Annotated in this window: 15 protein-coding genes; 5 read left to right on the forward strand and 10 right to left on the reverse strand. The window is 62.0% G+C overall.

Features of this window, described 5'->3' with window-relative positions:
• The first annotated feature begins 100 nt into the window (after positions 1-100).
• A complete protein-coding gene (locus GUI70_RS17655; protein ID WP_161883636.1) occupies positions 101-238 on the forward strand; it encodes a hypothetical protein in 138 nt (45 codons plus the stop codon).
• Positions 239-318: 80 nt separating this feature from the next.
• Positions 319-1,875: a sensor domain-containing diguanylate cyclase gene (locus GUI70_RS17660; RefSeq protein WP_161883637.1), complete on the forward strand. Its 1,557-nt coding sequence runs from the start codon at positions 319-321 to the stop codon at positions 1,873-1,875.
• Positions 1,876-2,293: 418 nt separating this feature from the next.
• Here the strand turns inward: GUI70_RS17660 and GUI70_RS17665 are convergent, their stop codons facing one another.
• Positions 2,294-4,183, reverse strand: coding sequence for a sensor domain-containing diguanylate cyclase/phosphohydrolase (locus GUI70_RS17665; protein ID WP_161883638.1), 1,890 nt, complete (start codon positions 4,181-4,183; stop codon positions 2,294-2,296).
• Between the two features lie 252 nt (positions 4,184-4,435).
• On the opposite strand from GUI70_RS17665, the gene GUI70_RS17670 reads away from it, so the two are divergent.
• Positions 4,436-4,738: a recombinase family protein gene (locus tag GUI70_RS17670; RefSeq protein WP_161883639.1), complete on the forward strand. Its 303-nt coding sequence runs from the start codon at positions 4,436-4,438 to the stop codon at positions 4,736-4,738.
• A 57-nt stretch (positions 4,739-4,795) separates the two neighbouring features.
• Here GUI70_RS17670 and GUI70_RS17675 read toward each other — a convergent pair whose 3' ends face one another.
• The 9 genes from GUI70_RS17675 to GUI70_RS17715 all read right to left on the reverse strand — a co-directional run bounded on the left by GUI70_RS17675 (position 4,796) and on the right by GUI70_RS17715 (position 17,383).
• Positions 4,796-6,718, reverse strand: coding sequence for a putative bifunctional diguanylate cyclase/phosphodiesterase (locus GUI70_RS17675; protein WP_161883640.1), 1,923 nt, complete (start codon positions 6,716-6,718; stop codon positions 4,796-4,798).
• A gap of 143 nt (positions 6,719-6,861) precedes the next feature.
• Positions 6,862-7,917, reverse strand: coding sequence for a chemotaxis protein CheB (locus tag GUI70_RS17680; protein WP_161883641.1), 1,056 nt, complete (start codon positions 7,915-7,917; stop codon positions 6,862-6,864).
• A gap of 79 nt (positions 7,918-7,996) precedes the next feature.
• Positions 7,997-9,256, reverse strand: a complete 1,260-nt coding sequence (locus GUI70_RS17685; protein ID WP_161883642.1) for a sensor histidine kinase — start codon at positions 9,254-9,256, stop codon at positions 7,997-7,999.
• 178 nt (positions 9,257-9,434) lie between these two features.
• Entirely contained in the window at positions 9,435-12,341 is a 2,907-nt protein-coding gene (locus GUI70_RS17690) for a CheR family methyltransferase (RefSeq protein WP_161883643.1), read from the reverse strand.
• Positions 12,342-12,637: 296 nt separating this feature from the next.
• Positions 12,638-14,029, reverse strand: coding sequence for a hypothetical protein (locus tag GUI70_RS17695; protein WP_161883644.1), 1,392 nt, complete (start codon positions 14,027-14,029; stop codon positions 12,638-12,640).
• Positions 14,030-14,163: 134 nt separating this feature from the next.
• Positions 14,164-15,216: a medium chain dehydrogenase/reductase family protein gene (locus GUI70_RS17700; protein ID WP_161883645.1), complete on the reverse strand. Its 1,053-nt coding sequence runs from the start codon at positions 15,214-15,216 to the stop codon at positions 14,164-14,166.
• Between the two features lie 128 nt (positions 15,217-15,344).
• Complete coding sequence (locus GUI70_RS17705) at positions 15,345-15,902, reverse strand: TetR/AcrR family transcriptional regulator (RefSeq protein WP_237725013.1); 558 nt, start codon at positions 15,900-15,902, stop codon at positions 15,345-15,347.
• Positions 15,903-15,977: 75 nt separating this feature from the next.
• Complete coding sequence (locus GUI70_RS17710; protein ID WP_161883646.1) at positions 15,978-16,817, reverse strand: nucleotidyl transferase AbiEii/AbiGii toxin family protein; 840 nt, start codon at positions 16,815-16,817, stop codon at positions 15,978-15,980.
• Positions 16,814-17,383, reverse strand: a complete 570-nt coding sequence (locus GUI70_RS17715) for a type IV toxin-antitoxin system AbiEi family antitoxin domain-containing protein (protein WP_161883647.1) — start codon at positions 17,381-17,383, stop codon at positions 16,814-16,816. The genes GUI70_RS17710 and GUI70_RS17715 overlap by 4 nt, the downstream gene beginning before the upstream one ends.
• Before the next feature lie 299 nt (positions 17,384-17,682).
• On the opposite strand from GUI70_RS17715, the gene GUI70_RS17720 reads away from it, so the two are divergent.
• Together GUI70_RS17720 and GUI70_RS17725 are read left to right on the forward strand one after the other, a co-directional pair.
• Positions 17,683-18,549: a hypothetical protein gene (locus tag GUI70_RS17720; protein ID WP_161883648.1), complete on the forward strand. Its 867-nt coding sequence runs from the start codon at positions 17,683-17,685 to the stop codon at positions 18,547-18,549.
• A 3-nt stretch (positions 18,550-18,552) separates the two neighbouring features.
• The gene (locus tag GUI70_RS17725; protein WP_161883649.1) at positions 18,553-19,194 is read left to right on the forward strand and encodes a hypothetical protein; all 642 of its coding nucleotides are present in this window, start codon (positions 18,553-18,555) and stop codon (positions 19,192-19,194) included.
• The last annotated feature ends 192 nt before the right edge of the window (positions 19,195-19,386 follow it).

A 19,386-nucleotide genomic window follows, 5' to 3' on the forward strand; every position in this document is an offset into this window, starting at 1 on the left:
CCAGTCTTGGCTATGTCCCCCCTGCCGAGTTCGCTGCCCGCTATCATCCAACCTAGAAGTGACTTGCCTGCTGGTCCTGCGTTTTGGGTTCACTCCAGCCTTGATCAGCGACCGACCTTACCGGGCGGCCTGGAGCCAGGAGCGGGCCCTGGAGCACATTCAGATGGAGGCTGACACCCACTTCGATCCTCAGATCGTCGCGGTCTTTTTCCAGATGCTTCAGCAGGGTGCACCGTGAAGCCCCTACGATCTTCGAGAAGGGCTCACTCGGACGCTGTTCAGCAGCTGGCCCGGGTCAGGTCACAGCTGCGGGCAGCCTTGAGAAGCACGGCTGTCGCGGAGGAACGAGCGGCGGTGGCCGAGGAGCGCGCAGCGGACGCAGAGTACCTGGCCAATCTCAGCCTTGAGCTCGATGTCACCGCAGATCCCCGAATCATCAGCGAGCACGTGGTGCGGCGCCTTCAGCAGCTGACCCATGCCGACCAGATCTGCATCAGTTTTGGGACCGTCCTCGAGGGCGTTCAGGTGCTGGTCCTGCACGGCGAAGGACCGCCCGAGTTCGAGATGTTTCGCCACCAGCGCTTTCAACGGACCGAAGGCGGCGTCCTCTGGGAACGCCTCGAGTCGGGCGAACCGCTGTTCGTTGACGACTATCCTCGCAGCCTGATGACGTCACCGTTCATGCTGCAGGCCGGCCTGAGCGCCGTGGCGCATCTGCCGTTCGGCCAGCTGGACGGCGAGGTCGGGGTGCTGACGGCGTTCCGCTTTGGTGCACCGAGGCTCTGGACGTCCAGGGAACGGATGCTGCTGGAGGCCACGGCCAGAACGCTGGGTCACGCCCTACAGCGGGCGCAGCACGTCCTGGAACTGGACCAGGCGCTCCGGTTCTCGAAGGCCCTGGCTCAGGTCGCCCGGCTCACGGAGCTGCCGCTGAGTCTGTACGACACTGCCCGGCAGGCCGCTCAGATCATGGCGGGTCCGGCCCAGCTTGACCTTGTGGCCCTGGCGCAGGTGGCCGGTGAGGTCGTGCTCCGCCAGGTGGCCTTTAGAAGCGCGGCGGTGTCCGCAGAACTCGTTCGCTTGATCGAACAGCAGGTGCCCCGGTCGCAAAGTCTGGCATGGCAGAGTCTCGAACAGAACGAGGCGCTGTTCATCGACCGGTACCCGGACTACCCTAGGCGCATCGAGGCGTTGGTGGACGAGGGTGTCGGGGCGGTGGCGTACATCCCGTTGACGCCGGGAGACCCGGGCAGGGGCCTGGCGCTGATCATCGCCCGGGTGGGTGATGCCCCGCCCTGGTCTGAGAACGACCGGGCGCTGTTCCTGACTGCGGCGCAGAGCATCCGCTTGGCACATGAGCGACAGCAAGCATTGACGCAGCTGCGTGACGCGGCCCTCACCGATCCGCTCACCCAGCTGGGCAACCGCCGCGCCCTGGAGGACACACTGCGCCTGAGCCTGGCGGAGGCCCGTGAGAGCCGTTCGGGGCTGAGCCTGATCTCACTGGACCTCGACGGGCTCAAGGCCTTCAACGACCGTGAGGGGCATCACCGAGGCGACGCGCTGCTGGCCGGTTTTGCCAGGTCGCTCCAGCTGGCCTTCCGGGGCGAGGATGCGCTGTTCCGCGTTGGCGGTGACGAGTTCGTGGTGCTCGTGAAACATGCCGATCCAGCAGGCGCGGCGGTGGGTGGTTCGCTGGCCCGTGTCGAGGTGGCCTTAGAAAAGCTCAGGAGCAGCGGGTTCGACCAGGCGGATGTGAGTGCCGGGATCGCCACGTTCCCAGATGACGGTGACGAGGCCGAGGCGCTGCTGCGGCTGAGCGATCAGCGCATGTACCTCCAGAAGCAGGAGCACCGGGCATACATCAGGACGTAGAAGGAGACCCAGCTGGCTGAAGGGTTGTGTTGCCTTCATCGGGTCAGCCTACCCCGACCTGATGAAGGGCCTGTCCGGAAAGTCCGGGCATTCAGAGCCGAAAGGCTGCCCATGATGTGATTTTTAGCGTTGCTCCTTCAAGGATTCGCTCCGCTCTTCTCTGCACGGCTCTGGCCGCTGACTCGAACTGCTCAGGCCCGAACCGACGCACATTGACCATGCCGTGGGTCTCAGCGCGGCACAGTTGACCGGCCCCCGCTGCTCAACTCACGACGGTCGGCTTAAGAAGCCGCGCCACCTTCAGTAGGAGGCACATCGCGCGTTGCCATCACCCAGAATCCCCTTCAGAGATTTGTATGCTGTTCCAGTGGGCTTCGAAGACGACTTGAGGATGCTCCAGGCCATCACTGTTCAAGGTTCACAATGCTCTGGCGACTCCGCCTCCGTTTGTTCCCCCCTCCATCAAGCTCAAAAAGGCCCGCACGACATCCGGATCAAAGTGCCGACCGGACTGCTGTTCGATCTCCGAAACGGCGTCTTCGTGGCTCCAGGCGTTCTTGTACGGACGTTCGCTGATCAGCGCGTCGTACACGTCGCAGACCGCGAAGATCCGCGCACTTAGGGGAATGTTTGCGCCAACGAGGCCATCCGGATAGCCTCGGCCGTCCCAGTGTTCATGGTGCGAGCGAATGACATCCAGAGTGTTCTGCGGAAGCCCGGGAAGGCGAGTCGCGAGGTCATACCCCTGCTGGACGTGGCTCTGCATGGTCGTCCATTCTTCCGGTGTGAGCTTGCCAGGTTTCCGCAGGATCTGGTCCGGGATGCAGAGCTTTCCGACATCGTGCAGGTATGCGCCCTGCCGCAGATGACTGAGATGGCTGCTTGTCAGGCCAAGGGACTTACCGAGCCGCTCGGCCATGCTGGCAGCGCGGGTGGTGTGCCCTTGTGTCTCGAAGTCCCTGGCTTCGAGGACGATGCCGAGCGTCAGCATGCCCGCTTCGAGGGTCCGTTGGATCTCGCCCACAGCGCGGCGCAGTTCCAGGGCGTGCTCCAGGCGCAGCGCGGTGAGTTCCACAATCTTGCGCATCTGCGGCGTGATGGTCTGCCAGCGGTTCACGGCGCGCAGCACGATGGCAGCAACCACCTGCCCCTGACGGAAGACGGGCGTGACGATGCCACTTTTGACACCCTGTGCGATCACGCTCGGCATGCGGTCCGAGAGGCTCGGGTAGTCGGTGCTCCACGCTGTTGTCCGCGTACGGTGTACCGTGTCAACCAGGCCGGTCTCGGCGAGGGGGACCCGGACATTCAGGGCCGGTTGCGGAGCCGGGACGCCTTCGCGCAGGGCCTGATGCGAGAAGAAAGCCTCGTTCTCATCGATGATGGCGTAGGTAGCCTGATCGAAATTGAGCAAGCTGAGCAGTCGGTCCAGGGCATGCTGGATCAGGTCACCAGGCTCCTGGAGGGCCTCGAGTTCCTGAGAGAACGTCACGAGAGCGTCGGCTTCACGCGCGCCTGGGGCGGCTTCCTTGAACTGCTCTTTCTGGAGTTGGAGCTGTTCGTCCGCGATGGCAAATGCCCGCTCATAGGCCGTGTCAGCTTCCCAGACGGTCAGACCGACGGTGAACGCCAGGGTATTCGGCATCGGACCCGGCAAGGCCCGGTTCGTCTCATCCAGCAGATCCTGGAGGGCGTTCTGGTCACGGCCGGGGCAAAGGATCACGAACTCGTCGCCGCCCCAGCGGCAGATCAACGCCTCAACGGGCAGCGCTTCTCGCAGGGCATGCGCGATGGTGCGAATGTGCGCGTCCCCGCCGCTGTGTCCGAGCCGCGTATTGACGCTCTTGAGCAGGTTCAGGTCGATGATGGCTAGAACCTGCGGGAAGGTCAGCGTGCGCTGCGCTTGCACGAAGGCACTGCGGGTGAGGCAGCCGGTCAGCGCGTCGAAGTCGGTGTGCGAGGTATTCCCGGCGCTTCTGAGCAGCGGCCGGACGTGAACGGTCAGGCCGCCGTCGTCGGGGTAGATGATCAGGCCGATCCAGCCCTGGTGGCGGTCACCGAAGACTTCCAGCTCGGTGCGCTGCTGGGTTTTCAGAACGTGCCTGAAGGCAGTCATCACTTCAGGCTGGGCTTTCGTCGGGAGGGCGTCCTGATAGGTCCGCCCGAGCAACTCTTGAGGCTCTTTCCCCCACGCCTTCAGGGCGAAGGCGTTCACGAAGGTCAAGCGTTCATTGGCGTCGAGGGTAAACATGACGTCTTCCACCCGGTCGAAGGGGTGCACGCTGGCGTGCGGGAAGAGGGGAAGCATATGACAGCCTACGTCCCAGCCCCCACAGAAGCCTCACGGGCTCAGAAAATGATGGGGGTGCCTCAAGGATGGGCACGTGTGAAGTGCGCCCAGTGCCGGGGCGGCAAGGCTGGCCGCCCTCAACCCAGGGGTGAGCTGCTGGCACATTCCGGGAACAAAAAGCGTTCCTCAGCTCGAACGCCCGTTGACCTTCCGGAAGTCGACTCCCTCACCGTCCATATCCTCGCGGCTGTTGCCGAGAAGGAAGCCAAGATGATCTCCACCCGCACCAAAGACGCCTTGAAAGCGGCCAAGGTGCGGGGCGTCAAACTCGGCACGCCCAGCAATCTCACACCCGAAGCGCGCCAGCGTGGCGCTGATGCTGGTTGGTGGCGGGCCGTCGAGGCGTATCGATTGGTCAGCGGCTCTATCCAGTTGCTCAGGTCACAGGGGCTTCCATTGCAGCAGATTGCCACGCGCCTGAACGCCGAGGGGCACCGAACGGTCATGGGCAAACATTGGCAGCCCACGCAGGTCAGGAACGTCCTGCTCAGATGCACCGAGATCCTTCCTTGACAGCTCCATTCTCCTCGCGCGGAAGTGAACACCCAGGTCTGAAGTTCCCCGCACCCGTTATGGAAACTTCAACGTCGAGCGGAGGTGGGCCTCCAGTTGATTCGCCGTCAGGGGCCGGGCGAAGAAATAGCCTTGCCCGGCAGTCAGGCCCAGTTCGATGAGCTGGACACGCTGCGCCTCAGTTTCGATGCCTTCAGCGACCACAGTCAAGCCGAGTGAGTGTCCGATCACCGCGATGGTCCGGACCAGTTCCCGGTTCTGATCGAGGGTGGCCACAAACGAGCGGTCGATTTTGAGCATCCGCAGGGGAAAGCGGTGCAGGCTGCTCAGTGACGAGGTACCGATTCCGAAGTCGTCCACCACCAGTTCAATGCCCGCACGCTGTAAATCTTGCAGCGTGCGGGCATCAGTCTCCGCCGGGTGCATCAGGACCCGTTCAGTGATTTCGATCAGGACCTGCCAGGAGGAAGGGAGGGGTATCTTGCTCAGCGGGGCCGTGACGGCGGCGACCTGTCTTAGGTGGGCTGCCGAGACATTGACATTGAGCCACAGCGGGCGCTCCAGGGAAGGATTCACCGGCCACTCGGCCAGTTGCCGCACGGCGGTTTGAAGCACCCAGCTATCGAACTGTCCAATGAGACCCAGCTCTTCAGCCAGGGGCACGAACGCCCCAGCGGGCAGCAGCCCCTGCTGTGGATGCTGCCAGCGAATCAAGGCTTCGAGGCCGAGCAGCTGCCCACCTTGCAAGGCCACGATAGGTTGATAGTGCACCACCAGTTCGTCGCGTTCGAGGGCGTGCCGCAGATACGCTTCCAGCTCCAACTGGCCCCGGAACTCGTCGCGCATCGACAGCTCAAACAATCGGGTGCCCGCCGGTCCACCTCGCTTGGCCTGATACAGCGCCAGATCCACGTCCCGCAGGATGTCTTCCGGCGAGTGATACTCGTCGGTGACCAGCAAGACCCCACTCCCGACCTGAATAAACAGCTCCTGACCCATCACGACGAACGGGACCTTGAGCGCTTCTTCCAAGCGGGTAGTAACGCGCGACACCAGGACCTGATCCGCCATACCGTGAAGCAGGACCGCGAACTCGTCGCCGCCCAGCCTCGCCACCTGATCGGTGGGCCGGATGACGGTTCGCAGGCGGCGGGCCAGTTCCTGGAGCACCTGGTCCCCAGCCAGATGCCCCAGACTGTCATTGATCCGTTTAAACCGGTCGATGTCGCAAAACAGCACCGTAAACGCTTCTCCCCACAGGTGCAGTTCTTTGAGCGCCAGCGTCAGGCCTTCCTCGAACGCCACCCGGTTGGGAAGGGTGGTGAGAGCGTCATGCCGCGCCTGATGCCGAAACTGGTCGGCCAACACCCGGAGGTGCTGGGTGCTCTCGCGCACTCGCTCTTCCAGGCCAGCGTTCAGGGCATGCATGGCTGCCTGGGCCTCGAAGAGCGGCGTCAGGTTCGTGAGCGTCAGCAAAAAGGTGGGCTGATCCTGCAACGAACCCGGCAGTGTCAGGGCCTGCAACTGCACCTCCAATCGCTCGTTACTGCGATGAATCACGCGCAACTGCTTATCGACGGTGGTCCCGGTGTGGAGCAGCCGGCTGAACTCGGCCCGGTCTTCGGGGCCAACGAACTGCAAGAAGTGCCGGGTCAGAAGGTGGGAGCTGTCAAAGCCGAGGAGTTGTTCTCCCGCTCGATTGACGCTCTGGATATGTGCGTGTTCGTCTAAGGTGAAGTAGGCCGTCGGCGCGTGTTCATAGAGCGTGTGGTAGAGCCGGTGTTTGTACTCCAACTCCATGACTGTGAGCTGCAGTGACTCGTTCTGCGCAGTCAGTTCGGCGTGGTACACCTGAAGTTCGTGGGTCAGGGCGTCGGCGGGCCATCCATCCCACAGCGGGAGCGGTACGGCCAGACGCACCTGCTGTTCGGCGTTCTCTCGCAGAACCTGCGGGTTGGATAGCGGTTTGGGATCGGTCATATCGCCTCAGGAAAGAGCCGGGTGCTCAAGAAGCGAAATCTCTAAGACCATATCAGTCCGCACTTCAGTTTTTGAGGAAGACTGTGAGACATGCTACTAAACTGTTCAGCTTCGGAATGTGAATTTTACCAAGGTCGGTGGGTTCAGTCTGACCGAGGCGGCCCATCCCGCCGGGCATCATGTTCCAACTGCTCCACACTCAGACTCCTGTTCTGCGTGACGTTTTCAAAAATCAGTGCGCTGCGGGCTTCCATTTCTCTGGCCTTGCGCAGATACTCCCCGGCCAGTCGGGTATTCCCGGCTGCCTCAAACTCCTTGCCGGTGTTCTCCAGCAGCATGCTGGCTTCTTCCAATGCCCGCAAGGTGGCCCACAGTTTGTCCTCGATGGCCTCGGTCACACTGACCAGGAGCGTGTCCCCGCTGTAAGCATGCCCGGTATGACAGCGGTAGCGGGTAAAGCCCCCTTCCTGAATCTGCACCAGGACGCCGCCGCACTCCGGACAGGTCTGCGGCGTGACCTTGCCAAAGTCCATGATGCCCTTCTTAAAGGCGTGGCCACTGCTGGCGATACTGATCTCGGTGGCCACCCGCTGTTTTATCTGTTCTTCGATCTTGCCCCCCGGTGCTGGCGTGGACCCAGCGGTCAGCTTGACCAGCAGCGCGGCGAGCTCCTTGGCAGGCAGCACATGATCGATCTCCACCTGATTCAGGGCGCTCGTCGGCATCGAGTCGTACTGGGCATCGCGTGGGTCCTGCACCACGGTCGTGCCGCCGAAATGTTTGATCGCCCACAGACCGGAGGTGCCGTCGTCCAGCAGGCCGGAGAGCACCACTCCGATGACGTTCGGGCCAGCGCTGTACGCTGCCGAACGGAACAGGGTATCCACGGCGGGCCGCACCCGGTTTTCCTTGGGACCTTTGGTCAGGTTGAAGTGACCATCTTCGATCAGGAGGTGGTGATCCGGCGGCGCGCAATAGATCCGGCCCGGCAGCACCGGGTCACCCGTCGCCGGGTGCGAGGCCGGGAGCGGCCCAGCCCGGTCCAGGATGCCTGGCAGGAAACTCGGCGCGTAGGCCGGGATGTGCATGACGATGCACACTGCTGCCGGAAAGTCGCTGGGCAGGCCAGTTGCGAGGTCGAGCAGCGGCTGCATCCCCCCAGCCGACGTTCCGATCACCACCACACGATGTGTATCCATGCTGCCAGTCTGCGCGGCACCTGGAGCGGGGAAGTTTAGTATTCCTGAAGCTGGAGCGGATGTTGAGCGTGACGCCGGGTCAGTCAAGCAACAGGGGAAGAGGGGGGCCTGCGTCATCTGACGTGGTGTTGGGCTCTACACGCAGCGCGCTCGGCAGTTGCACTGAGAACACCGCTCCCTCCCCGGGCACGCCCTCGGCCCAGACCTGGCCCTGCCAGCGCTCCACGATGCGCCGCACCAAGGCCAGCCCCAGACCTTGTCCCTGGAAGTCATGGTCGCTATGCAGCCGCTCGAAGATCCCGAACAGTCGCCGTCCCTGTCTTGGATCGAAGCCCACGCCGTTGTCGCGGACGCTTAGCAGGACATGCACCTCACTCACCTGCACGCCCACATGGATGTGAGCGACCGGGCGCGGCCCGGTAAACTTGACGGCGTTCGAGAGCAGGTTCTCGAAGACCATGTACATGCTCTGGTAATCGACCAGCAACGTCGGCAGCGGGTCGTGGGTGAGCAAGACCTGCCGCCCCTGGCGCTGCGGTTCCAGCTCGTGAAAAATCACCTCGATGAGGCGGTTGAGATTCAGTGGGCGGGCCGAGTCTCCAGGCTGACCACTCTGGTAGAAGCGAATCAGCGAGGTTGTCAGTGCCCCCAGATTCGTGGACGCCTGAAGCAGGTCCTTGAGCAGTCTGGCGGTGGCCTCGTCCGTGGGCTGAAGGTGCTGGCTGAGCAGGGCGGTGAAGCCCTCGACCTGGCGCTGCGGGGCACTCAGATCGTGCGTCATCGACCGCAGGAAGGTCTGCAGTTCCTCATGCAGATGCAGCGTCTGCGTGACATGCCGCTGGGTGTTGCGCTGCGACTCCTTGAGCGTCGTGATGTCCGTCAGCACCATCCGGACCAGCGGAGTGAATTCGCCTTGTAGCAGCGTGCATTCCAGTTGAGCATCCCAGGGCTGGCCGCTGCGTCTCAGCATGCGCAGCTCCAGGCGTGGCGGCCCATCCGCTTCCAAGTCATGAAAGACCCACTCCAGAAACTGGGCCAGTTCGGGTCGCTGGACGGCCTCTACGAACAGCGCAAAGCGGCGTCCGACGAGTTGCCCGCCGTCCGAACCGAGTTGAGCACAGCCGGTCTTGTTGATTTGCTGGATGGATCCGCCTTCGTCGCAGATCACGTACCCGATGGGCGCGAACTCGAAGAGATCCGCGTAGCGGTTGCGGGCCTCCGCGAGTTCCACGTTACTCTGACGGAGCGCCTCGTTCTGCTGCTCGAGTTCGGCCTGATGAACGTGCAACTCGTGCTGCTGCTCGGCAAAGCGCTTTTCGAGCTGGGCGAACTGAGTCATGGGACTCCTGAGCGGGCTGCCGGGAGATCGGCGGCTGAATTCTCCAGGGATGATGAGGAGAAGTGGAGGCGGCTCAGTCCATGAAGTGCTCCTCGATGAAAGCACTTAGGGTTCTCTTAACTTACCACCGAAGCGGCGTTGAACCGTGACGCGGGGTGGGAACGCCCTAGGCCTGCCGCTAGGATGTCTCCGCTGGGTCAGCGTCCTGAGCTTGCTGCTCGGCATCATCTGCAGCGTTGAGCTGAAGCAAGAACAGCTCGCGGCGGCCGTCCCGACTGACCACCCGTTCGGCCTCAATCTTCAACTCGCGCGCGTGCTGCGCGCCTGGCACCCGCGTGGAGACCGGCTCCCCCGTTTCGATCACTGCCAGCAACCGTCGGCGCAGTTCCGGGAGGTTTAAGGCGAAATCCCCGGTGTTCAGCAACCGCTCGCCCTGCAAGAGCGGGCCGGTGGTTTCCAGCAGCGTCAGCAGGGCCTGGCTGGCCGTCACAGCGCGCAGGTGCTGGTCGAGCAACAGCAGGGGATCATGCGGCGCGTCGAGCGCCGCCTCGGTCAGGTTCAGCGCCTCAACCAGCTGCCATTCCAGCGCCTTGACCAGAGCGATGCTGGTGAGAGCCACCACTACGCCATCGATGTGGTTGTCCGTCGTGCGGTAGGGGTTGATCCGCAGCAGGAACCACTCCCCGTCATGGGTCTGCACCTGGGCCTCATGGGGTTCCAGGGTCTCCAGCACCCGGTGGATGTCTGTCAGAAGCTGGTTGTGGCGCAGCAGGATGTTGAAATCACTCAGGGGTCGGCCCGCATCAGCCGGGGTCAGGCGCACCAGGCGCCCGATAGGAAAGGTGAACCGCCGGATGGTGAGATCATTGCCCAGAAAGAGGATGCCGGTGCCCGCCGTATCCAGCAGGTTGTTCAGGTCGTCATTGGCGCGGGCCTGATCCTGAATGATGACCTGATGCTCGGCGTTTACGGTGCTCAGTTCCTCGTTGAGCGACTGGAGTTCCTCCTTGGAGGTCATCAGTTCCTCGTTGGTGCTCTGAAGCTCCTCGCTGCTGGTCTGAAGTTCCTCCACAGAGCGGGCTGAGTCCTCGACCATGGCATGCAGCACCTCACGGCCGTGGCGGAGTTCCAACTCCAGGGCCAGGCGGTGGCCGGCGTCGCTGGCATCCTCCGGCTGCGTGACCCCCCGGTGTCTTTCCTGGAACGTGATCAGTAGCGGCTCAGCGCTGGAGGATTGGAGTGGCCGGACGCTCAGGTCGAGCATCTGGGCGTGATCTGTCTGGGACTCACTTTGGCGTGCGGCCACCAACCCTCGGTACGTCACCCGTCGCCGCTCGCGGTGGGCCTCTCGTACGGCGGACTGCAGGGCCAGGCGCAGGCTGACCGGCACCATCTCGAACACGTTGTTCTGCACTTGCCCTGGCGGGAATTCGAGATAACGACCGGTACGTCCATGCACGAACAGCACGTCACCCTGCCCATTCACCACCACGGCTGGCGGGGCATACTCAGCCAGCAAGGCGTCTTGCAGCCGTGGGGACAGATCAGCGGGAATGGTGGGCGTGATTCGGACCTGCCCCCTCTCGGGGGCACGCCAGCCACTGGGCGGCGTCTCGCCAGTGCGTGCTAGGAACGTCGTACCCAGTGGTGGCAGGCCCGCTGTCCCCTCGCGGCGCCGGTAAATCTTCCAGCGCCTGTCGAGCGCGGTAAACGCGTCTTGGTCAGTGCCGACCGACTCGCTGGTTCCCAGAAACAGCAGGCCGGATGGCCTGAGGGCGTAGCGGAACAGTCCCACAATCTGCCGTTGCAGCTCGGCTCCGACGTAGATCAGCAAGTTGCGGCAGCTCACCAAGTCTAGGCGCGTGAACGGGGGGTCGGCAAAGGTGCTGTGGGTGGCGAAAACGACGCTGTCGCGGATCTCGGCTCGGACCCGGTACTGGTCGCCTTCAAGCTGAAAAAACCGCTGCAAGCGCTCCGGCGACACGACGTAGGCGATGTCCCTGGAATAGCGGCCCTGCCGGGCGGTCTTCACGACCACCGGGTCGATGTCGGTCGCGAAGATCTGCACCTTGAGGGTGTGATCCCCAGCCAGTTCACTAATCAGTTCGTACAGCACGATGGCGACCGAGTACGCCTCCTCACCGGTCGAGCAGGCCGCGACCCAGACCCTGAGGGTATCCTGCACCTGCTTATGGTCCTGGAGGTAGCTTCTCAGCTGGACTTTCAGGACCTCGAAGGCCTCGGCGTCTCGGAAGAAGCTGGTGACGTTGATGGTGAAATCCTGAAACAGCGCCTCGATCTCCTCCGGCGATTCTTCCAGCAACCGCAGGTAGCCGGCGACGTCCTGGATGCCTTGGCCCTTCATGCGGCGGTCGATGCGGCGAACCAGCGTGGCGTGCTTATAGCGCGTGAAATCATGGCCGCTGCGTGAGCGGATCAGCCGCAGGATCGTCTGGAGTGGCGTGCCGGATTCGCTCCCACCCTGGCTCAGTTCCTTCTCGTTGAGCAGGTGGGGCACTTCAGTCAGGCTCATCAGGCGCGCGGCGAGTTCCAGGGCAGGCAGCACGGCGTCCGCCAGCCCCGTGCTGGCCGCGCTGCTGGGCATGGCAGGGGACTGTGCGGTCTGCGGGTCTTCGATGAGCACCCGTCCGCCGAGCCGTTTGATGGCCCTGATTCCCTGCGTCCCGTCGCTTCCCAGACCCGACATGACGATCCCTACCGCCCGCCCACGCTGATCGGCGGCCAGCGCCTCGAAGAAGTAATCAATCACGTGACGGCCCGCTAGGGCCAGGTCTCCAAGGTGCAGCGTTCCACTGGCCACACTCAGGCTATGTCCCGGCGGAATGACGTGGACACAATTGGCCCGCAGGGGCTGGCTGCCAGTGATCTGTACCACGGGCATGCTGGTGCAGCGCGACAGGATGTCGGGCATCAGGCCCTGGTGGTTGGGATCCAGGTGTGGCAGCACCACGAAGGCCATCCCGGTGCTGGGCGGCAGGCCCAGAAAGAAGCGCTCGTAGCTGTCCAGTGCCCCCGCTGACCCCCCGATGCCGACCACCCGCAGCGGAGGATCCAGAGGTGACAAAGGACGGGAGAGGGAATCTTCAATAATGGCAGGCTCTCCTTGACAGGCGACGAGAGATTCAGGGGTACGCGAACGACCCCTGACGGCCTGCTGTTGCCCACATGGCAGTCTAAACCTTATCGGGCTTGTGCCCCGTACAGAGCTTAGCCCGGCGAAGGCCAGAATTTTGACCAGCTCAGGGTCGCCTTTTTAGAGGCGTACTGACGCGACTTCTGCGATCTGGAATACCTGAACGGCGTCAAGGACGCGGCTGATGACCCAGCCCACATCACCGCCTGGCTGTCCCGCTCAGAGGCTCAAAGAAGATCGATCAGGCTGACCAGCTGCGCAGGCAGACTCGGGGATGTTGCCGCCCTGATCCGCTCACGCAGCGCTGTTTCAGGATGCGTGAAGTACGTCTTGCCAAACCCGGCCAGCAGGCGCTCCAAGTGTTCGTCGATCTGGGCCGACAGATGGAGTGCAGTGTCCCGCCACTCCAGTAGAGTCGCCACCGCCTCGAAGCGGGAGAGGTACAACGCCAGGTGGATGGCACGTTTCCTGGGGGCGTCGGACTGCGCCTCGTTCCAGAACGCCTGCAGGAGCGGCGGTGTCACCAGGTCATGCTGTTTGATGCTGCGTTCGGCTTGCCGGGCCACCTGACCTCCCTGAGACAGCGCGTTCCACAGCAGCGGCTTCGCATGCCCGATGTCCAGTGCCGCGAGGGTCCGCAGGGCCTCCACTCGCTGCTTCACTGACGCGGGCGGGTTCAGATAGGGCACCACACGCTCACTGTCCACGGGCCGACCGACATCGGCCAGCCCTCCCAGGAAGCCCAGTTGCTCACGCGGCGACAGGGTTGCGTCTTCCAGATCAAGGTAGAGCTGCCGGACATCGTGGTCCGCCTGCTGCAAGGCGTACTGCACCGGCAAGCGGACACTGTTGTGCGTGTCCAGGAGTGCGCGCCGGATCTCTTCAACCTCGGGAGCAGCGATCAACGTCGGCAGCAACCGGCTCAGCGCCGAGGAGCGCACCCTCCCGTCCGGGTCACGCAGCAGCGCCCTCAAGGCGTCCGGGGCGATCAGCGGTACGAGCGCCCGGCGGATGCGCACATCCGGATCGCCGATCAGCAAGGTCTGGAGCTCAGCATTCATCTGATCGGAGCGGAGCAGCTGGAGCAGGGCACGGCGCACCGCCACGTCTGGAGAGCGCCAGCCTGCTTGGAGGGCTTCGGCGGCTCTAGGATCGCTCAGCAGTGTTTGGACCCGCCCAAACAGCGCAGGGAAGGGAGCCCGGACCGCCGATCCGAACCGCAGAACGAGAGGCAGGTGCTCGATCCACCAGGCAGCCAGAGCAGGTTGATCGTAGACGTCCAGAGCCGCGCGGGCCTCAGCGCGGACAGGGAGAACCCAGTCGTTGCTGCGCAGGAGCAATAGGCCCAGGCCACGGTTACTAGGGTAAGTGGCCAGAAGGCGGCAGCCCTGGGCACGCACGTAACCACTGGGAGCGCAGGCCAGGGCCAGCCGCAACTCGGGGTGAACCCTGATCAGAGGTGCCCACTCCTTCCATCCAGGAGTGACCTCCCAGTCTGGGCCCGCCAGTACCCGGCGTGCCCACTCGTCCAGCTGAGGCAGCTGACTCGCGTCTGCGCTGGCGATCTGCGTGGCGACCTCGAGCGCCGTTTCGAGTTGTGACCTGGACCCATCTATCATCTCCCCACTCTAGAGAACGCGCCGTGAACAGGCATCCGCATGTTGATCAGGTGCCAGCAAGCGCAGCCCGTTCCTCTCCCATCCCAGGCTCTCAGGTGGAAAGGCACGAGTCGCCGGACCACTCGGCGTGCCCGTCAGGGGATCAGCACCACCTTGCCCATCACGGTGCGGGACTCGGCGAGTTCCATGGCCTGCCGCACTTCGCTCAGGGGAAAGCGGGCCGCAATGTAAGGTCTGATCACGCCCTGGGCGAGCAGGTCCAAGACCTGACGGAGTGCTTCGTGCTGGCGCTGACGGAACCGTTTGGGGCTGAACGTTTTCCCACTCCAGAAATCGTAGAACGAAGCACGCCGACCATTCGGCAGCACGGTCCAGGCGATGATCTGACCGACCATCTTAAGAAACATCGGCAGCATTGAGCCGGCTTCATTCAGGTCGGCAGCCATCCCGTAAGCCACCAGAGTGCCGCCTCTGGCGAGCAGACCAAACGAGCGGCGGGCACTCTCCAATCCCAGGTGATCGAAAGCGGCGTCCACGCCGCCTGGGGCCAGTCGCCGGACCTGGGCCGTCAGATCGGAGGCATTGTAGTCAAGCGGCTGCACACCTAGCTCACGCAGTGCGGCATGGTGGTGGGGTGACGCCGTACCGATGACCCGTATCCCAGCATGCCGGGCCAGCTGCACCAGCACGTTGCCCACACCGCCGTTGGCACCGTGGACCAGGATGGTCTGACCCGGTTTGGCGCGGGCGCTGACGTACAGCATCTGCCAGGCGGTGATGCCGTTGACGATGACCGTTTCGGCTTCTGCCGGATCGACGGAGATTGGCACCGCCACCAGGTCGGCGGCGTCCACCAGGGCGTGGCTGGCCCAGCCGCCGGTCTTGGTGGCCACGGCAACCCGCGTGCCGATCAGGGTCGGGTCGACGCCAGTTCCGATTTCCCGAACGGTTCCGACAAGGTCGTAACCGGGCACGAACGGAAACTTCGGCTGGCCGGGGTAGCGGCCCCGCCGCATCCCCTGCTCGGCGAAGGAGACGCCGCTGGCCTCGACCTGCACCAGGACCTGGCCTGCGGTTGGCGCAATTAGCGTACGTTGCCGAATCTGAAGGCCGGACGGTTCGACGAGTCCTGGCAGGACGATCTCAGTGATCTGGGTGGTATGGGGGCGGGGCAGGGTCTGGGTCATGGTGGTTCTCCTTGGAGTCAGTTGAGGGCTGAGGGGCGTCGTGTGAAAGCTCAGGCTATAGGTATGTTTGATCAATCACTCACTCATTGGGACGATTCGTCAAGGGACACCCATCGTTCTGCTTCACCTCAGAAGTGCTGAATGCCGTTGGTGAGCGTGCGGGCCCAGTCGGCAGCGTTGTCGTCGAGTCCGGCGACCGTGATCAGGTGGCACAGTTGGCCGTAGGCGACAAACTGCTGGACCGCTGCATCCGGAGCCTGGGACCGGGCTTTGACGAAGGTGACGATCAGCGCCAGTCCGTCCCGCAGGGCAGCGGCGATGTCCGGCACGGTCGAAGCCGACTGGGCATGCACCTGAAGCATCAGCAGGGAGCGGTCGGCGATCAGGGCGGCGTATGCTTCACCCATCGCGTTCAGGACGACTTCGGGAGACTGGTCCGGAGCCGTCTTGGCTCCATCTTCGAGGGCCACTCGAATCAGTGCAAAGCAGCGCTCCAGGGCAGCGACGAAGAGGTCTTCCTTACGGGGGAAGAGCTTGAAGACGTAGGCGGTCGAGATCTGCGCATGCTCAGCGACGGCACTGACGGGCGTGCCGAGGTAGCCAGCACGGGCGAAGACGGTCAGGGCACTGGTGATGACCGTCTCGCGCCGGGCTTCTGAAGTGGAGAGGGTCAGTGGAGGAAGCACGAGGTGAGTGTACGCTCACTCATTAGGGAAGTCAAGCGAGGAATTCAGGGAGAAAGCTTCCCCCTTGAACGGTTCCTATCGACGACTCAAGAAGACATCGAGTTGTGTCCAGAACGCAGCGAGCCGAGTTTGCCAGACCTGGATTTCTGGAGATTCCAGGCCGGTCTGCTCAGCCAGGGTACGGAAAGGATCGGCCCAGTCTTTTGGTGCCGAAGGCCAGACGACGGGCAATGGATGCGTGTCGTAGCGGTCGAAGGTCACCACCAGCGCCTGCGCTGCCAAGGGGTCGGCCTTCAGTTCCAGCGTCAAAAGCAGGGCCAGATCGACCAGGTCTTTCACCCGAGTCTGGCGTTCGCGTGGACGGGTATAGGCATGCACCTTCTCGGCGAAGTGGCTGACCAGGGGATACACGCGCAGCGACGTTGGTGGCAGCGACGCGAAGCTCAGATCGACCTGACCCGGCATCCACTCTGGCTCGGCCGTGAGGACGTCTCCCAGAGCGATATCGACGTGGAACCGGGAGAACGGGCGTCCGGCCAGACGCGCTTCCACATGAAAGCGCTGGCCACCCTCCGGCGGCCCGGCCAGTCCTACCCCCTGGGTTCTGATGGTGAACTCGAAGTGGTCTTCGTGTCCGAACGCTGCGGCCCGCTGCAACGTTCCGAGAAGATCAAGCTGCGCCGTGGCGTTCAGATCGAGATCGAGCGTGCTGCGGGCCCGGTCTTGCAACCGCACTTCAAGCGCGTACCCGCCCTTGAGTACCCAGCTCTGCTGCGCCGTGAAGACCCGCAGGAGAAAGCGCTCAAAGGCGACCTGGGTCCGCAGACGATTGACGTCGCGTCCTTGTGTGCGGGCTTGCGTGAGGAGCCGGGTTTCCAGTGAGGCGCGAAAAGAAGCTGCTGTAGTGAACTTCATCGGCGCTGATCCACCACCTTCCGGAGCGTCCTGGCTTTCACTGAGCTGATCGCGCCGGTCTGGGCGGCTTGCGTGAGGGCTTGCTCCAGAACATCAGTGACATTGCCGCTGGCCAGAAGATCCTCGAGCGTGCGTAAAATGGTCGTCACCTGGAAACCGTGTTCGGTCTGTAGATCTTCAGCACTGAGCTTTGAGCGGTGAAGTACGACGCCTTCGGGAGGAGCCTTTCTAAATCCAGGCGGCACCGTCAAATGCAGGCGTTCCGGCAACAGATCGCTGACGCCGTGAAACGCCAGTGCAGTGTCATGCGACATGACCGCCTGAGGGTCACCTTGCCGGTTGCGGCTCCACAAGCTCAATTCGGCGAGTTGCTCATGTGGCGTGATGGGGTAAGTGGTCAGCCGAAAAAGTCCATGACGAACACGCTGCCAGTTGCCCTGCCGCAGATGATGGTGATGCAGTGGGTAACCGTAGCCGAGCACAGAGGCCTGGGCTGCCGTGAAGTAACCCGCTTGTGAGTCGGCGAGTGAGAAGAGCTCCTGGGCACGTCGAGTAGATGAGGTCATACAAGAACCTTCGTCATTATAGAAGGTTTTTGTATGACCCTTTGCTCATTCTTTGCTCTACCCAGCAAGTTTGCATTCCAAACGAACTACGAAAAGCGGCACCTGCCCAACAAAAAGCGTTGGGCAGGTTTTTTGTGTGGTGTGAATCACTTCAGGAGGGGCAATAGGAAATCAGTCATGAGGTCGCAAAACGCAAGCTCGTCTAGGTAGGGGCAGGGCGTAAGCCGTGTCCTGTCACCACTGCCCATCCTCTTCAGGCCACCCAATCTGGGTGGCCTCGCCATTTTAAGGAGTCCACCATGACCACACCTGACCACCAATGGATCCAGATCAAAAGAAGAAGCTACGCTACTGTCCGCAACCTTGCCCACGGGAGCTTCGCCCAGCCCAGCGCCCGACTCCTGAGTGGTGTCAAGACTACCGAAACCTGGCAGCTCACCGCTCACGCCGAGGTGATTATTCTCTCAGACGAATGTCTGTCCATCGCGGGCCAGTTGGTGGCGGCCCAACTCAGCCATCTGCCCACACACACTTACCGCTCGCTCGTCGCCGGATCGGCCTCATTCACGCAATACGAAGGTCTGGACGCGCTGTACCAGCAGGTTCGCCAGCCTCCAGAGGGCTGGAACCCGGCCAAATTCGCGCGTTTGCTGGAAGACACCGTCCGGGCGGGACGGCGACCCGATGTGCAGCCACGTCTGGTGGTACCGACCACGTACACGGCTCAGTGGCGATCAGATCAGATCTATCTACGTCAAAACGCAAAGGGTGACTGGTTCCTGGGGTTGATGTTTGACGCTCAGCACCTGCCCGGGCGGCGGCATGCGGCCCCGGTTCCGGTGGGTCTGGACCTCGGCTTGAACCCGTTGACGGTCGCGTGCACTGGGGCGGGGGGGGAGACTCAGACATTCTCCTCAAGCAGTATCGAGCATCTCCGGGAGGTGACCCGCCTTGATCTGACGCCTGGAGCCCAGGATTTGCTCGCTCAAATGGCCTACGCCGGTGGCCGCGAGGACGCGCAGCAGGTTTGGGTGAGACTGGCCAACATGCTGGGCGCGGCAGTGGTGACTGCGCCAGTGAGCGGGAAAACTGCAAAATCTCAGGTACTGAGATTTACCGCTAGCTTGAAGCAGCTTGACTACGGAATAAGTGGGCAGCTAAATTGAATTATGCGCAACGAGAGGCTGAGCAGAAGAGAAAAGTTCTCCGAAAGAATGGGAGACATGCTTGGCGTCTTTAAATATTTGCGTACTACAAAACGTACCAAGCCGATTGATGACCTTATATGGATTGGAAGAGCTTATGAAGAATTAGATTATATAAGCAAGGCAATACAATTATGTAGGGAGGACGTGAATTCAAGAGAATTTAAGGTCACAACTCAAGATGTCGAAAATATGAGTAAAATACTAGAATCGAGAGACAATTTGTCGATTGCACTGAAAAGTGGTATAGAGCATATTATAAACAACAAGAGCGTCTATAGAGTTGATATAACAAAAATCTACATAGAAAAATTGCAGAAAATATACTTGGAGAGCGGATTAACACATAATATACAATTTTCTAGTGCGGTCTCAATTATTATAGGTCTATCAGGGAGCAAAAAGAAGAAAAGGAGAAACAGAATTTCAAATAAAAGCGCTGGAAGATCTCCAGGTGAATTTACTGTGTTAACTAGTGAACTCCTGTCAATGCAGCGGGAGAGGGCAGCTACCTTAGAAAAAAGGGTCTGCACTGAAGAATTCAAAAGCGCGTTTAGTAATAAGTCATCTCAACCTCGATCTGATTTCAGAAGATTTAGAAATTGATAGTTTCACCTCTCCAATCTCTAAGCATTTCTAACGGTGGTTAGCAAAACGAAATCCGCCTGTTTGCCGGGTCACTCCGGAACCGGATCAGGGGAAAATTCCCAATATTCAGACCCTCGCGCCTGCTCTAGCCTGGGCTTGGCGGTGAGTTATAAAGGTTCTCAAACGCCCGTTCAACAACCTTTATACTTG

Source organism: Deinococcus alpinitundrae (genome assembly GCF_009982895.1).
Lineage (GTDB): Bacteria > Deinococcota > Deinococci > Deinococcales > Deinococcaceae > Deinococcus > Deinococcus alpinitundrae.